At 64.8% G+C, this 14087-nt stretch carries 13 protein-coding genes; 7 read left to right on the top strand and 6 right to left on the bottom strand.

What is annotated here, in order from left to right:
- Positions 1-30: 30 nt before the first annotated feature.
- Genes tsaE through rsfS form a run of 5 tightly spaced genes read left to right on the top strand, consistent with a single transcriptional unit; the run spans position 31 to position 2564 of the window.
- A complete protein-coding gene (gene tsaE, locus VGG51_07480) occupies positions 31-447 on the top strand; it encodes a tRNA (adenosine(37)-N6)-threonylcarbamoyltransferase complex ATPase subunit type 1 TsaE (protein HEY1882865.1) in 417 nt (138 codons plus the stop codon).
- Complete coding sequence (tsaB, locus tag VGG51_07475; GenBank protein ID HEY1882864.1) at positions 444-1094, top strand: tRNA (adenosine(37)-N6)-threonylcarbamoyltransferase complex dimerization subunit type 1 TsaB; 651 nt, start codon at positions 444-446, stop codon at positions 1092-1094. Before tsaE ends, tsaB begins: the two co-directional genes overlap by 4 nt.
- Positions 1091-1627: a ribosomal protein S18-alanine N-acetyltransferase gene (gene rimI / locus VGG51_07470; protein HEY1882863.1), complete on the top strand. Its 537-nt coding sequence runs from the start codon at positions 1091-1093 to the stop codon at positions 1625-1627. The genes tsaB and rimI overlap by 4 nt, the downstream gene beginning before the upstream one ends.
- A complete protein-coding gene (gene yqeK / locus VGG51_07465; protein ID HEY1882862.1) occupies positions 1624-2235 on the top strand; it encodes a bis(5'-nucleosyl)-tetraphosphatase (symmetrical) YqeK in 612 nt (203 codons plus the stop codon). Before rimI ends, yqeK begins: the two co-directional genes overlap by 4 nt.
- Positions 2223-2564: a ribosome silencing factor gene (gene rsfS, locus VGG51_07460; protein ID HEY1882861.1), complete on the top strand. Its 342-nt coding sequence runs from the start codon at positions 2223-2225 to the stop codon at positions 2562-2564. Before yqeK ends, rsfS begins: the two co-directional genes overlap by 13 nt.
- A gap of 62 nt (positions 2565-2626) precedes the next feature.
- On the opposite strand, the gene VGG51_07455 is transcribed toward rsfS, so the two are convergent.
- Positions 2627-4036, bottom strand: coding sequence for an APC family permease (locus VGG51_07455; protein HEY1882860.1), 1410 nt, complete (start codon positions 4034-4036; stop codon positions 2627-2629).
- Between the two features lie 82 nt (positions 4037-4118).
- On the opposite strand from VGG51_07455, the gene VGG51_07450 reads away from it, so the two are divergent.
- Complete coding sequence (locus VGG51_07450; GenBank protein HEY1882859.1) at positions 4119-5141, top strand: TPM domain-containing protein; 1023 nt, start codon at positions 4119-4121, stop codon at positions 5139-5141.
- 6 nt (positions 5142-5147) lie between these two features.
- Complete coding sequence (locus tag VGG51_07445) at positions 5148-8135, top strand: hypothetical protein (protein ID HEY1882858.1); 2988 nt, start codon at positions 5148-5150, stop codon at positions 8133-8135.
- Here the strand turns inward: VGG51_07445 and VGG51_07440 are convergent, their stop codons facing one another.
- The 5 genes from VGG51_07440 to VGG51_07420 all read right to left on the bottom strand — a co-directional run bounded on the left by VGG51_07440 (position 8136) and on the right by VGG51_07420 (position 14067).
- Positions 8136-9626: a hypothetical protein gene (locus VGG51_07440; protein HEY1882857.1), complete on the bottom strand. Its 1491-nt coding sequence runs from the start codon at positions 9624-9626 to the stop codon at positions 8136-8138.
- Positions 9619-11142: a hypothetical protein gene (locus VGG51_07435; protein HEY1882856.1), complete on the bottom strand. Its 1524-nt coding sequence runs from the start codon at positions 11140-11142 to the stop codon at positions 9619-9621. Before VGG51_07435 ends, VGG51_07440 begins: the two co-directional genes overlap by 8 nt.
- A gap of 27 nt (positions 11143-11169) precedes the next feature.
- Entirely contained in the window at positions 11170-11574 is a 405-nt protein-coding gene (locus VGG51_07430; GenBank protein ID HEY1882855.1) for a helix-turn-helix transcriptional regulator, read from the bottom strand.
- Complete coding sequence (locus VGG51_07425; GenBank protein ID HEY1882854.1) at positions 11571-13376, bottom strand: long-chain fatty acid--CoA ligase; 1806 nt, start codon at positions 13374-13376, stop codon at positions 11571-11573. The genes VGG51_07430 and VGG51_07425 overlap by 4 nt, the downstream gene beginning before the upstream one ends.
- Positions 13377-13449: 73 nt before the next feature.
- Positions 13450-14067 (bottom strand): ComEA family DNA-binding protein, encoded by a 618-nt coding sequence (locus tag VGG51_07420; GenBank protein ID HEY1882853.1) that lies wholly within the window; start codon positions 14065-14067, stop codon positions 13450-13452.
- Between the last annotated feature and the right edge of the window lie 20 nt (positions 14068-14087).

Raw genomic sequence — 14087 nt, 5'->3', positions numbered from 1 at the left:
AGTATTTCAACTCCGCGTTGGAGCACCCCGTTGCACTTGACTCTTCACGACGAAGAGGAGACCCGCGCGTTTGGCCAGAGGCTTGCACCGCGCCTTCGAGCCGGCGACGTCGTCGCGCTTTCCGGCCCGCTCGGGTCGGGCAAAACGACGCTCGTTCGAGCGATCGTACGAGCGCTCGTGGGCTCCGATCCGTCGTCTAGCCCGACGTTTACCTTTTGGCATCGCTACGGCGGAGATCCGCCCATCGACCACATCGATCTCTTTCGCATCGAGGACCCGCGCGAAACCGTAGAGCTGGGACTCGAAGAGGCGTTCGACGGCGCTTCGATCGTCCTCGTAGAGTGGTGGCGCAACGCGCCCGACCTGATTCCGCAGCGCCGGTATGAGATCGAGATGGAAGGCGCCGGCAGCGAGCCTCGCCGGCTCGTGCTTCGCGACCTGCGATGAACGTTCTTGCACTCGACGGAGCGCTGCGGCTCTTCTCCGCGGCCGTCGCGCGCGACGATCGGATCGCCGGCTGCGCGCAACAATCCGGAAACATCGCGCTCGAACGCGGACTCGAGATCGTGCGCCAAGCCCTCGACGAAGCTGGCCTCGAGCGAGGGGGCATCGATCGTCTCGCGGTCGGAGCCGGTCCCGGAAGCTTTACCGGGCTGCGCATCGCCATTGCCTATGCCAAATCGCTCGCCGCCGCTTGGCGGCTGCCGCTGGTCCCCATCTCTTCGTTCGACCTGATCGAGTTCGGGCGATCGTTCGAACGCGTGCTTACGGTCGTGGTTGGGCGCCCCGGCGTCATCTCGGCGCGTTACCGGTCTGGGGGGAAGACGCGCCGCGCCTCCGGCCGAACCGCCGACGTGCTCGAGGAATTGCTCGCCGAGGGGCACGAGGGGCGGCTGGATGTTGTGGGCGCTCCGAAGGACGTCCTCCACGCGCTCGCCGAACGCGCCCTAGACGTGCGTCCCTTCGACCCGGCCGTAACGCCCGCAGCCGCAGCCGCCGCGCTCGCAGCAGGGTCTCGCACGCCTCCGGCAAGCCTGCATGAAGTGCGCGCCGACTACGGCGAGTTGCCCGCCGCAAAGATTCCGAAACTTTGAAAGCAGAACTCCAACAGCCGTCGCAACAGCCGAACCGATTCTCGATCGAACCGATGACGTCAAGGGACATTTCATCGGTTACGCGCATCGAGCGTGCCTGTTTTTCAACCGTTTGGCCGAGCGATGCGTTCTACAACGAGTTGAATACCAATAAGCTGGCGCACTATTTCGTGGGGCGCTACGACGACCGCGTCGTTGCCTACGGCGGAATCTGGGTCATCGTCGACGACTCGCACATTACGACATTGGCCGTCGATCCCGGCTATCGCCGGAGAGGCTTCGGCGAAGTGCTGCTTGCGCGGCTGATCGACGAAGCGATCGACCGCGGCGCGGCGTGGATGACGCTCGAGGTTCGTGAGAGCAACTCATCCGCTCAGCTGCTCTACCGAAAGTACGGATTTACCACGGTTACGATGCGCACCGGTTACTACACCGACGACAACGAAAGCGCACTGATCATGTGGGCCGGCAGTCTGAAGAGCGAACTCTACGGCAATCGTCTGCGCGCCCTGCGCGCCAAGCTGGCGCGATGACCGCCTCGTATGCCGAACTCTCGCGGCGTCTGCGACGGCATCTGGGGCAACAGCAGCGTTTCGCGCACAGCGTGCGCGTCGCGCGCTGCGCCGAGCTCCTCGCGCAACGGCACGGCGCCGATACGGGGAAAGCGCGGCTGGCCGGGCTGCTGCACGACCTCGCGCGTCTGTATTCGCCTGGACGCCTTTTGGCAGAGTCGCAGGAGCGCGGACTCTCGATCGGCGACGCCGAACGCGCGAATCCGATGCTGCTCCACGCGAAGCTCGGGGCCGAGATTGCGCGCGAGCGGTTCGGGGTAGACGACGCAGAGGTGCTCTCCGCGATCGAAAAACACACCACCGGCGCGGCGAATATGTCGGCGCTGGATTGCATCGTTTACCTCGCCGACTCGCTCGAACCAGGGCGCTCGTTCGAACCGCGGGCGGCGCTGTGGCAGCTCGCGCGCAGCGACCTCGCATCGGCGATGCGTGCCGTGCTGCTCGGCGCCATCGAGCACAATGTCCGCAAGGGCCAGGCGACGCTGCCGGCGACGCTCGCTGCGGCCGAGCGCTTCGGCCTGGCGATTGCCGGCGGCGCGCCCGCGGAGATACGCGCATCAGCGAGTTAATCGACCTCGTACGCGAGAGCGCGCTCGATAAGAAAGGCGAGTCCTTTACGACGCTGGACGTTGGCGCCCGCACGATTTTGGCCGACACGTTCGCGATCGTGACCGGCCGCTCGAAGATTCAGACTCGCGCGATCGCCGATGCCGTCGTCGAATCCGCGCGCAAACACGGTTATGGAGTCTCGCGCGTCGAAGGCTACACGGATGGTTCATGGATCCTCATCGACCTCGGAAACGTAATCGTGCACGTCTTCACGCCCGAACAACGGGATTTCTATAATTTGGAGCGGCTCTGGTCGAATGTTGCCGAGCGGCGCGCGCAAAGCTCGTGAAGGCCCGGCGGCCCCTACACCGGACTCGAGCCTCGCGCACCCGGCGCGACTTTTGGATGCGCTTAGGCGTTTGGATTTTTATTTTCTTTTTCGCGCTCAGCGTCGCCGGCGGATTGATCGTCGTTACCGCCTCGCTGCACTCTCAGTGAGCCGGCAAGCAAAAACCAGATAGCACCCGCCGCCAAGTACGCGACGAAGTAGTATCCGAACCAGCGTTGCGGCGGTGCCGGAACGGAGTCGAAGAGCCAGATCGCCGTCAGCACGAGCAGCCCCAGTGCAATCAGCGAGACGATGAAGTCGACGACGCGCATCGATCCAAGCTTGCGGCAGTAGACGAGCGCCGCGACGGCAATCAGCATATAGATGAGAATGAATCCAAACGAGCTGAGCGTGCCGCAGTTGTTGAAGATGTCGATCGGCGCCACGCGCAAGGCCAGCGCGGCCAGGGCGACCCCCAGCGTGAGCGCGGTTACAAGCGTGACCGCGACGTTGGGCGTTCCGTGGCGCGGCTCCACGCGAGCCAGCACGGCCGGGAAGAGCCCGGCCGATGCCATCGCATAGGCGATTCGTCCGGCCGTCGTGATGCACGCCAAACAGACGGAGAAGGCGCTGCAGAGCGCGCCGGCGGCAATCGGCACGCGCAGAAATCCAATCCCGTATAACTGGGCGAGCGTTCCCATCGGAAAGGTCGCCGCGCCCAGCGGTTTGCCGGCGTGCGCGAAACCGACGATCTCCGCATAGGTCGCGATGACGAAAAACGCCGCGACGAAAAGGACGCTTCCGATCACCGCACGGGGTATGGCGACGAGCGGGCGGCGGGCCTCCGCACCGAATGCCGTGGCGCTCTCAAAGCCGACGAAGCTGAAGACCGCAAACGCGATCGATAGTCCCACGCCGCCCGGAAAACCGCCCTCGATTCGCAGTTGCGCGAGGTCGAGCGACGGTCCCCGGGCGACCAGCACGGTAACGACGACAATCGAGATGACCGTGACCGAGATCACTTCGAGCACGAGCATCACCAGCGCGGAGACTTGCACTCCGCGATACGCGGCTTGCCACGCGAGCAGCGCGATGACGGTGACGACGAGAAACGCAGACCACGAGGTCGAGCCGAAAAGCAAGCCGAGGAAGAGCGTCATCGCACCGAGTACGGCGGCGGCCACGAAGCCGTAGGCCCAGATCGCCGCCCAGCCCGCGATTGCGCCGGCCGCGCGCCCCAAGTGTTCGGCCACATAGTGGTACAGCGAGCCGGCGGAGGTCGAACGCCGCGCAAATTGGTTGATGCAGAGCGCGACGAAGGTCAGCATCGTGCCGCCGAAGACGTAGGCAAGCCACGTACCGTTCCCGGCAAGCGCATACATGTATGGGGCGATCAGGATCGGCGTCATGCTCGGCCCGATCAGGGCGATCGAGGTCGCGAGCACCTCGGCGAATGAAAGCGATCCGGCTCGTAGGGATGCGCGCGGCTCCATCGCTTAGGCTGCTCGCACCTCCGGATGTCGAGTTCCCCTGCCGGCCCGAAACTTCGCCCGAACGCGCGGGGTAGGACCGGACATGAAATTTCCCACGGCCCGGCCTGGAACCGCCCTCGCAATTCTCGGCGCGATCTGGCTGTGCGCCGCCGCTGCGGCCTCGGCTAAAGACTTCGTGCAGGACCAAGCGGGAATGTTTTCAACCGCCACCGTCGCGCAGCTCAACATGCAGATCTCCAGCTTCAACGCGGCAACCGGCAAAGAGATCGTCGTCCTCACGGTGCCGTCGCTAGGGGGCGCTCCTCTGCAGAGCGCTGCCCAGAACGCGTTCTCGCAGCAGAGCGTCGACGGCGTCCTGATCTTCGTCGCACGCGACGACCGGCGCGACATCATCGTGCCCGATCGCAATGGCGTGCAAGCCGGATGGTTCACGCCCGACGTGCTTCGCGACATCCGCACCTCGATGGAAGCGCAGTTCCGCAGTGAAAACTACGACGCCGGGATAACGGGCGCGGTAAGCGCCATCCTCAACATCTACCGCGCGCACCGCGGCGAGCTCAACCGGCCGCAGCCCGGTGGAGCCGGTGCTGCGGCGCCCGCTGCGCGCAACACTTCACGATTGGGGCATATATCGATGTTTTGGTGGGTCATCATCGCAGTTATCGGGTTTCTGCTTCTGCGTTCGGTACTGCGCGCGGTGTCGCGCCCGCGTTACTATGGAGGAAGCGCACCGCCCGCAGCGCCGCCCGGGACACCTCCGGGCCCGGGCTACGGGCCGCCGCCTGGTTATGGGTATGGGGGCTACGGCGGCGGCGGCAGCTTCTGGAGCGGACTGTTGGGCGGTCTAGGCGGAGCCTGGCTCGGTAACGAGCTCTTCCGCGGGGGCGGCGCCGGTGGAATCCTCCCCGGCGGATCCGGACAGAGCGCCCCCGATGCCGGCGGGAGCTGGGGCGCCAACGATTCCGGCGGCTGGCAGAGCGACGCGGGCCAATCCGACATGGGCAGCGCCAGCGGCGGCGACTGGAGCGGCGGCGGCTTCGGCGACTCCGGCGGCGGCGGTGGCGATTTCGGTGGGGGAGGCGGAGACAGCGGCGGAGGATGGTAGCGAGCTATGCACCTGCTCGCCGTCGTTCTCGCAGCCGTCTCTATCAATCCCGCGTATTTTGGCTCGCTGCACTGGAGGCTGATCGGCCCCTTTCGCGGCGGACGCGCGCTCGCGGTAACCGGCGTCCCGGGTGACCCGAACCACTTTTACTTCGGCGCCGTAGACGGCGGCGTCTGGGAAAGCAACGATGCCGGACGAACGTGGACGCCGGTTTTCGATCACGAAGCAATCGGCTCCATCGGCGCAATCGCCGTCGCGCCGAGCGATCCAAAGACGATCTACGTCGGCACCGGTGAGGCCGACATGCGTTCCGACATCGCGTACGGTGACGGCGTCTACAAGTCGACCGACGGCGGCAAGAGCTGGGCCCATCTCGGCCTCAACGATACCAAACAGATCGGCGCGATCGTCGTCGATCCGCACGACGCCAACGTCGCGTACGTCGCCGCCCTGGGCCATCCGTACGGGCCAAATGCAGAGCGCGGCGTCTTCAAAACGACCGACGGCGGGCATACGTGGAACAAGGTACTCTTCAAGAACGCCGATACCGGCGCGATCTCGCTGGCAATGGAGCCCGGAGACCCAAACGTCGTCTATGCCGCCCTTTGGCAGACGCGCCGGCCGCCGTGGAACGTCTATCCCCCTTCCAACGGCCCGGCGAGCGGTCTTTATAAAACCAGCGACGGCGGTGCGACGTGGACGCAGCTGACCAACGGACTGCCGCAGCGCGTCGGCCACATCGGCCTTTCGATCTCCGCGGCCGCGCCGCACCGCATCTACGCTAACGTCGATAGTCCGCCCGGTGCCGGCGGCGTCTTTCGCTCCGACGATGACGGCACGAGCTGGACTCGAACCAGCGGCGACCAACGGATCTGGCAGCGCGGCTGGTACTTCGGCGGGATCACCGCGGACCCGCGCAACCCCGACGTCGTCTACGTGATGAACACGGCGATGTATCGCTCGACGAACGCAGGGAAGACTTTCTCCGCGATTTTGGGAGATCCGACCGGCGACGACTACCATACGCTGTGGATCGATCCCGCCGACTCGGCCCGCATGATTCTCGGCAGCGATCAGGGCGTCGTCGTGAGCCTCAACGGCGCGAGGACGTGGAGCTCTTGGTACAATCAGCCGACGGCGCAGTTCTATCACGTCGCTACCGATGATGGCTTCCCGTACTCTGCGTATGGCGCTCAACAAGATTCCGGAGCCGCCATGGCGACGACGATGAGCAAGTACGGAACGCTCTCACAGCAAGATTTTCGACCGCTCGATGCCGGCGGCGAGAACGGCAATCTCGCTCCCGATCCGCGCCGTCACGGCATGGTCTTCGGCGACTCTAGCGGCGAGGGCGGTCCGACGGTAACGCGCGAGATACCGGCAACCGGCTGGGAGCAGAACGTCGATCCGATGCTGTCGCATCCCCAGACGATATGGCGCAACACCTGGACGCTGCCGCTGGCGTTCTCACCGGTCGATCGCACGTCGCTCTACTTCGCCCACCAAAATATCTTTCGTTCGCGCGACGGCGGCGAAACCTGGAAGATCGTCAGCCCCGATCTCTCGCGCGCCGACGAAGGCACGCCGGCAAATCTCGACGCACCGACGCTTGCCGACGACAACAACGTGCGCCGTCACGGCGTCGTGTATTCGATCGCGCCCTCGCCGCTGCGCGCCGGCCTCATTTGGGCCGGCACGGACGACGGTTACATCTGGGTCACGCGGCCTTCGACAAGCTCGGGGCAGGCTCTCAACTGGAAGAATGTGACGCCGCCGGAGCTTACCGCTTGGAGCAAGGTCGGAATCATCGAGGCCTCGCATTACAATCCCGCCGTCGCATATGCCGCGATCGACCGCCATCGCCTCGACGATTACAAGCCGTACATCTATCGCACGAGCGACGGCGGCGCAACGTGGGTTTCGATCTCGAACGGCATTCCTACGGGATCGTTCGTCAACGCCGTGCGTGAGGATCCGGTCCGCGCCGGACTCCTGTATGCCGGAACCGAGCGAGGCGTGTACGTCTCGTTCGACGACGGAGCGAACTGGCAGCCGCTGCAGCTCAATCTTCCGGTCACTTCCATCCGCGATATCGCCGTGCACGGCAACGACCTGGTGCTGGCGACGCACGGCCGCGCGTTTTGGGTGATGGACGATATCGCACCGCTGCGGCAAGTCACCCAAGCGGGTCGCGACCGGGCCTATCTCTTCGCGCCGGTCCCTGCGCGGCGGATCCGCCCCGGCAATCAGGAGGGGACGCCGCTGCCGCTCGACGAGCCGCAGGTCGACAATGCCCCGACCGGACTCTACATCGACTACTATCTGCCGCACGAGGCGCGCGGTCCGGTGGTTATCGAGATTCTCGCCGGCGACGGCAGCGTCGTGCGGCAGTGGTCGAGTTCGCAGCCGCCCAAAGCGGTCGATCCGCAATCGGTTCCCTTTACGACGCACTGGATCGAACGCCACCCTCTTCCCGAGACGGCTGCCGGAGCGCATCGCTTCGTTTGGGACTTCCACCAGGACACGTCCGACGGTCCGCTGCTCCCGCCGGGAAGCTATACCGTGCGTCTGCGCGTCGACGGAGCTTCCTACACGCGAGAAGCCCGCGTCGAGCGAGATCCGCGCATCGCCGCGAGCGACGCGGATCTATCCGCGCAGTACGTCTTGGCGCGCCGCATTGAAGCGCTGCGGGCCGAAGTGGCGCAGTCGCGCGCGAAGGCCGGAGAGTCTGCCAAGCGGGCCTCGCCGGAGCGCGCCCAAGCGATCGGCCGCGAGATCGCCGGTCAGGCGCCTCCCGCGAATCCCGACGATTCGATGGGAGTCTACTCGCACGACGTCACGAGCTTTCTCTTCCTCGAGAATCAGCTCGACTACCTCGAAAGCTCTGTCGAAAGTGCGGACGCCGCGCCCACGCCCGACATGCGCACCGGCTACGACCGGCTCGCGGCGATCTACAAACAGACCCTCGCGAAGTTCGAGGCGATCTCGAAGTAACTACCGGCCGGCCTGGAGCGTCTGCGAATACCAGCGCTCCAGATCGTCGTGGAACTGCGCGAGCGCGGCCGTGTGCAGATAAACCATGTGGCCGGATTCGTAGAAGCCGTAGCTGACGTGCGACTGCAGCTCCGGCGAGAGCTGTAGGTGATTGAGCGTGTAGACGGTCGCGAAGAACGGCGTCGCAAAGTCGTAGTAGCCGTTTGCGGAAAAGACTCGCAGATTCGGATTGTAGGCCATCGCCGCCGCTAGATCCTGAGCGGTATTGGTTGGAAGGGAGCCGTTGTGCTTCCAGTCCCACTGCCGGAACACGTTGATCTCCGGCTGATAGACCGCCGTCGTGCGGTAACCGAGAACGTCGCGGAGGTAGGAGTTTCCGGTCGCGACGAAGGCCGCATCGATCGCCGAATCCACGGCGTCGAAATCGGGCCGTTCCTGAAGACGATCGAGCATGTAGCTCGTATAACGCGCGTCGTAGCGTCCGAGCATGACGCCGCTGTCGCGGAAGAGCTCGGTTTCGAAGCGATAGTAGGGAATTCGCAGGTTCGAATCGCGGATGTAGCGTTCGGGGAGACCAGTGTATTCGTGCAGCTTGGCGACGACGTCGTTGTACGTGCCGGGCGAGAGATTCGCTCCCTGGGCGAGTGCGTTGAGGTACTCGTTCATCGCAAACGCCTCGACCTTCGGCAGCAGATCGCTCAGCGTCGTCTGGGGGCCGGGCAGCGCGTGGTGGTACCAAGCCGAGGCGGCCTCGGTGGGCAGGTACAGCGGAAATGCCCAGTCACCGCCGCCGATGGCGGTCGGAGTGAAATTCACGTCCCACGCGAGACCGAAGTCGAGAATTGAGGAGAGGAGCACGACGCCGTTGATGCCGACGCCTTTCTGCTGGAGCGCGTTGACGAGCATCGCCGAACGCGGAGTGCCGTAGGATTCGCCAAAGAGAAACTTCGGCGAATTCCAGCGGCCAAACGTCGAAAGATATCTGGAGACGAACTGCGCGAACGCCTGTACGTCCGGATCGACGCCATAAAATTCCTTCGGCGTTCCGGCTCCGAGGATCCGGCTGAACCCGGTCCCCGGCGCATCGATGAAAACCAGATCCGTGCGATCGAGCAGCGAGTAGGGGTTGCTATTCAACCCGAACGGAGCGTTCGGCGTCGGAACGCCGTCGCCGACCGAGACTCTGACCGGTCCGAACGATCCCATTCGCAGCCAAATCGTCGAACTGCCCGGCCCGCCGTTGTAGAGAAAGGTTACCGGCCGCGTGTGCGGGTCGACGCCGTCTTCGGTAAACGCCGTGTAGAAGATCGAGGCGGTCGTCTCGTTTTTATCGTTCTCCAACGCGATCGTACCGGCGCGCGCCGTGTACGGATAGACCTTCCCGCTAAGGGTTATGGTGTGTTTGCTTACCGCGTCGGGCACCGGCGCGTTGGGCCCGGGGGTCGGCGGCACGGCGACCGCTGCCGCTAGGATTACGGCGAGGCTAAACATTTTTCAGCGCTCCCGCGTACCAGCGTTCAAGGTCGTCGTGAAAGCGCGCAAGCGCGGTCGGGTGGAGATAGACCATGTGCCCCGATTCGTAAAAGCCGTAAGTGATGTTTCGCCGAAGCGCCGGCGCCAAATAGAGATGATCGAGCGCGTAGACCGTCGCGAAGAAGGGGGTCGCGAAATCGAAATAGCCGTTTGCGGAAAAGACCTTCAGGTTCGGATTGTACGTGATCGCTTGGGCCAGATCGGGCGTGACGTTGAGAATCTGAACGTTCGTACCGTGCTTGAAATCCCAGCTCTGCCCGCCGCCGTAGATGAGGTCGTAGATATTGGCGCGGTAAAGCAGCGGCGTGTTATAGCGCAGCACCTGGCGCAGGTAGTAGTTCGAGGTCGACGTGAACGCCGAGTCGATCGCCGCGTCGGTCGCATCCCAATCCGGTGAGACTTCGGGGCGGTCCAGCACGTACGTCTTGAAGCGCGAGTCGATGCGCCCGACGGTACGGCCTTGCTGTCGCAGCAGCTCGTTTTCGAATCGATCGTAGGGAATCCGCAAATTCGAGTTGCGGATGTAGGTTTCCGAGAGGCCGGTGTAGCGATGCAGCTTCGCGACGACGTCGTTGAAACGGTCCGGAGCGAGCTGCGCGCCTTGCCCGAGCGCATCGAGGTACTCGCCTAGAGCGAAGCTCTCCACCTCGGGAAGGATCTGCGAGAGCGGCCGCCTGTCGCCCAGCGCGTGATGATACCACGCCGTCGCCGTCTCGGTCGGGAGATAAAGGAGATATCCCCAGTCGCCGCCGCCGACCGGCGCACCGTCGTTATAGTCGATGTTGGAGTTCAAGAACGACGAAAGCAAGACGACGCCGTTGAGGCCGATTCCCGCGTTCTGCAAATAGTTCGCGAGCGCCGCAGAGCGCGTCGTGCCGTACGATTCTCCGAAGAGAAAGCGCGGCGAATTCCACCGGTTGAAGTTCGTGATGTAGCGCTGGATGAACTGGGCAAAGGCAGCGACGTCTTGGTCGACGCCCCAGAAATCGTCACGCTTTCCTGCCCCGATGATGCGGCCGAATCCGCTCCCGGGCATATCGATGAAGACGAGATCGGTCCGGTCGAGCAGCGAGTTGCCGTTGTCGACGAGCCGATAGGGGGGCGGACCCGCAAGCTGACCGATCGGCGTTTGCACTCGAACCGGCCCGAAGGAACCCATGCGCAGCCACATCGTCGAGCTTCCCGGGCCGCCGTTGTACAGAAAGGTTACAGCCCGCTTCGACGGGCTCGCGCCGTCGAGCGTGTAAGCGGTATAAAAGACGCGTGCCGTCGGTTGATCGCCGGCGTTGCGCAGCGTAATCGTTCCCGCGCGGGCGGTGTACGCCAGCGTCCTGCCGTCGAGGACGATCCGATGATGGGTGACGGCATCGGGCGTCAGCGGCGGTATCGGCGGCGGCTTCGCGGCGCTCGCGGGCAGGCTGGACGCCAGAGCCGCAGCTGCAACAATCAGAATGCGTAGCGATGTAACGTGCAATACGAGGACCTCCCAATGCGATGCCGACTATCGTCGGTACGGTTCCGGGGTCCTGCTAGTTTCGTACAACTCGGCGCGTAAGCGTTCGATCGCTCCGGCGATCGAGTCAAGATACGGCAGCATCGAACTCTTTATCCGGCGCAGACGTTCCGCGCCTGCCGCGGTAATCGCGTAGACTCGGCGGGAACGCTTGGTCGGATTTTCCCACGAAGCGGTCACGAACCCGCGCTCTTCGAGGCGTCGCAGCAGCGGATAAATCTTGTTGGTATTTACCGCGACGAGGTCGCCGCAGATCTCGTGGATACGCTGCATCAGGCCGTAACCGTGATCCGGCCGGCACTCGACGAGGTGGAGGATCAGGGCAGGAAAGACCGTTTTGCTCTTGATCGGCCCGCGAACGACTTCGTCGATCCGCTGGGAGGCGGAGGTCATGCGGGCGCGTGCACCGCGGTCGCACCCTCGTACGCCCGCTCGATCTCGGCGGCATAATGCTGCTCGACCATCCGTCTTTTGATTTTCATTGATGGAGAGAGCTCGCCGCGTTCGACGCTAAACTCGTGCGGTACGATCACGATCTTGCGCACCTGCTCGTAGCCGGCGAGCGCAGCGGTCTGCGTGTGAACCTCCCGCGTCAAAAAGACGCACACGTCGTCGCGGGCCGCCATGCCCTCCGGCTCGGTTCCAGCGGGAATCTGCGGAATCGCCAATCGCAGGAACGTCCAGTTCGGGCAGATCAGCGCAATCGGAAACGGACGTCCCCTGCCCACGACCAGCGCCTGCGCGACGTAGATCGATCGCTTGATATTCGCCTCGATCCGCGCCGGCGCGATCCACTTGCCGGTATCGGTCTTGAAGATCTCGCCTTTCCGGTCGGTAATGCGCAGAAACCCGGCCGCGTTGCGTTCGCCGATATCGCCGGTGTGCAGCCAGCCGTTCTCCAGCGCCGCGACGGTGGCTTCTTCGTTGTGATAGTAGCCGTGCATCACGTTTCGTCCGCGGACGAGCACCTCGCCGTCGCCGGCGATCTCGACCTCGACGCCGGTGATCGGCCGCCCGACGGCACCGTATTCGTTGGCGCTCAAGCGGCTCACCGAGACGATGGGCGACGTTTCGGTCAGCCCGTAGCCCTGCATGATCGGAATGCCCATCGCCAAGAACGTCATTGCCGTATCGCTGTGGAGCGGAGCGCTCCCGCTGCAGAGAAACTCGACGCGATCGAGCCCCAGCGCCGGCGGGATCTTACCGAGTACCAGCCGCTTGGCAAGCGCGAACGTTAGCGACTGCCGCCCGGACGGTCCGTTGCCCAGCACTTTTGCGGTCATGTAGGCGCGTCCGGCCTCGAGCGCCCACGGCACCAACCGCGCGCGCAGGCCGCCGGCAGCCAATGCCTGACCCTTCACCCCCGCGAGCACACGATCGAAGATGCGGGGGACCGACGTCATCTCAGACGGCCGCACGTCCTTGAGATCGGCAAGCAGCTCGCCGGGATCGTGACAGATGAAGTACCGTACCTTCGCAAGCAGGTAGATGTAGATCAGCGTGTGCTCGTAAATGTGCGAATACGGCAGCACGGAGATCACGTCGCGCCCCGCCTCCATGCCGTCGAAACCGCATTCCAGCGAGACGCGCGCGTCAAACGCCAAGTTGTCGTGCGAGAGCATGACGCCTTTGGGCGCTCCGGTCGTTCCAGACGTGTAGATCAGCACCGCGAGATCGTCGGGGTGCAGCGCCGCCTCGTAGGTTGCGGGGAGCTCCGGGTGCGCGGCGCGGACCTCCGCGCCGCGTGCTTCGAAAGCGGCCAAGCCATCCTCGCCGCGGGAATCGAAGACGACGACGCGCGGCAGCGGTGCCCCCAATTCACGCAGCCGCGCCAGCGTCTGCGCTCCGTCGACGAAAATCAGTCGCGCACCGGAGTGCTCGATGATGTACGCGGTGTGGTCGAGGGCCTGGGTGGGATAGATTGGGACGACGACGCAGCCGGCAAAGAGTGCCGCGAAATCGCAGACGATCCAGTCGACGCAGTTGTGTGAGACGAGCGAAACGCGGTCGCCGGCGGCCAAGCCGGCATCGCGGATCGCACAGGCGAGATCGACGACGCGTTGCAGCAGCTGGGCGCTTGAGGCCGGCGTCCAGTGCCCTTCGACGCGCTCGACCAGCACCTCATCGCGCGGCTCCGCAAGGGACTCGCGAATAAGGCTTGGGAGCGTCTGCTTTGGCGGGAGCTCCGACTGCATGCCGCAATCTCAATGCGCAGCCCGTCGCGGGATGACCTTTTGTGCGAAGGATCGGGAGCGCCGCAAGAGCTTCCTAAGGCTGCCGAAGATAGGCCCGAGCACGTTCCAAACGGCCCTGCGTCACGCCAGCAACGTCGAGCAGCTCGTCGAGCGACGAAAAAGGACCCTCGCGTTCGCGCAGTTCGATAATGCGCTGCGCGATCGCCCGTCCAATTCCGGGGACCGCCCCGAGCACAGCCGCATCGGCGGCATTGATGTCGACGCTCGCCTCGACCGGCGTGTGCGCGCGGTGGCGCCCACGGCGTGCCTGCCGGTGAACGGCGGGCGCCTGCCCTGCGGCGGGAACGTCGACCTCGTCCCCATCGCCGGCCGGCGCGGCGAGGTTGACCCCGGCCGCGTCGGCCTGCGGACTCAAACCGCCCGCCAGTTCGACCGCCCGCGCGTACCGGTCGCCAAATTGCAGATGGTAGAGGCCGGGCCGGCGTACCGCGCCCGCGACGTAAACGACCACCTCCCCGCTCTGCGCCGGGTGACGCGGCCGGTGCGCCTGGCGCGGATCCGCTGAGGGAGATGCGCTTGCGGGTGCCGCCGGCAGAGCGGCCGTCTCGATCGCGCTGCGCGGCGCCGAGTGGTGAAAAGCGAAAGCCACGGCCGCGACGAGCGCGGCGGCGAGCGTAATTCGTAGTATCATGGCCGTCCATCACGACGGCG

The sequence above is a fragment of the Candidatus Cybelea sp. genome (genome assembly GCA_036489315.1).
Taxonomy (GTDB): Bacteria; Vulcanimicrobiota; Vulcanimicrobiia; order Vulcanimicrobiales; family Vulcanimicrobiaceae; genus Cybelea.
This window is presented reverse-complemented; position numbering and strand designations above follow the sequence as displayed.

Bases quoted from the DNA above. Each gene is read 5' to 3' on its own strand.
- tsaB (HEY1882864.1), top strand. From the start codon at position 444: ATGAACGTTCTTGCACTCGACGGAGCGCTGCGGCTCTTCTCCGCGGCC.
- yqeK (HEY1882862.1), top strand. From the start codon at position 1,624: ATGACCGCCTCGTATGCCGAACTCTCGCGGCGTCTGCGACGGCATCTG.
- VGG51_07455 (HEY1882860.1), bottom strand. From the start codon at position 4,036: ATGGAGCCGCGCGCATCCCTACGAGCCGGATCGCTTTCATTCGCCGAG.
- VGG51_07450 (HEY1882859.1), top strand. From the start codon at position 4,119: ATGAAATTTCCCACGGCCCGGCCTGGAACCGCCCTCGCAATTCTCGGC.
- VGG51_07445 (HEY1882858.1), top strand. From the start codon at position 5,148: ATGCACCTGCTCGCCGTCGTTCTCGCAGCCGTCTCTATCAATCCCGCG.
- VGG51_07440 (HEY1882857.1), bottom strand. From the start codon at position 9,626: ATGTTTAGCCTCGCCGTAATCCTAGCGGCAGCGGTCGCCGTGCCGCCG.
- VGG51_07430 (HEY1882855.1), bottom strand. From the start codon at position 11,574: ATGACCTCCGCCTCCCAGCGGATCGACGAAGTCGTTCGCGGGCCGATC.
- VGG51_07425 (HEY1882854.1), bottom strand. From the start codon at position 13,376: ATGCAGTCGGAGCTCCCGCCAAAGCAGACGCTCCCAAGCCTTATTCGC.
- VGG51_07420 (HEY1882853.1), bottom strand. From the start codon at position 14,067: ATGATACTACGAATTACGCTCGCCGCCGCGCTCGTCGCGGCCGTGGCT.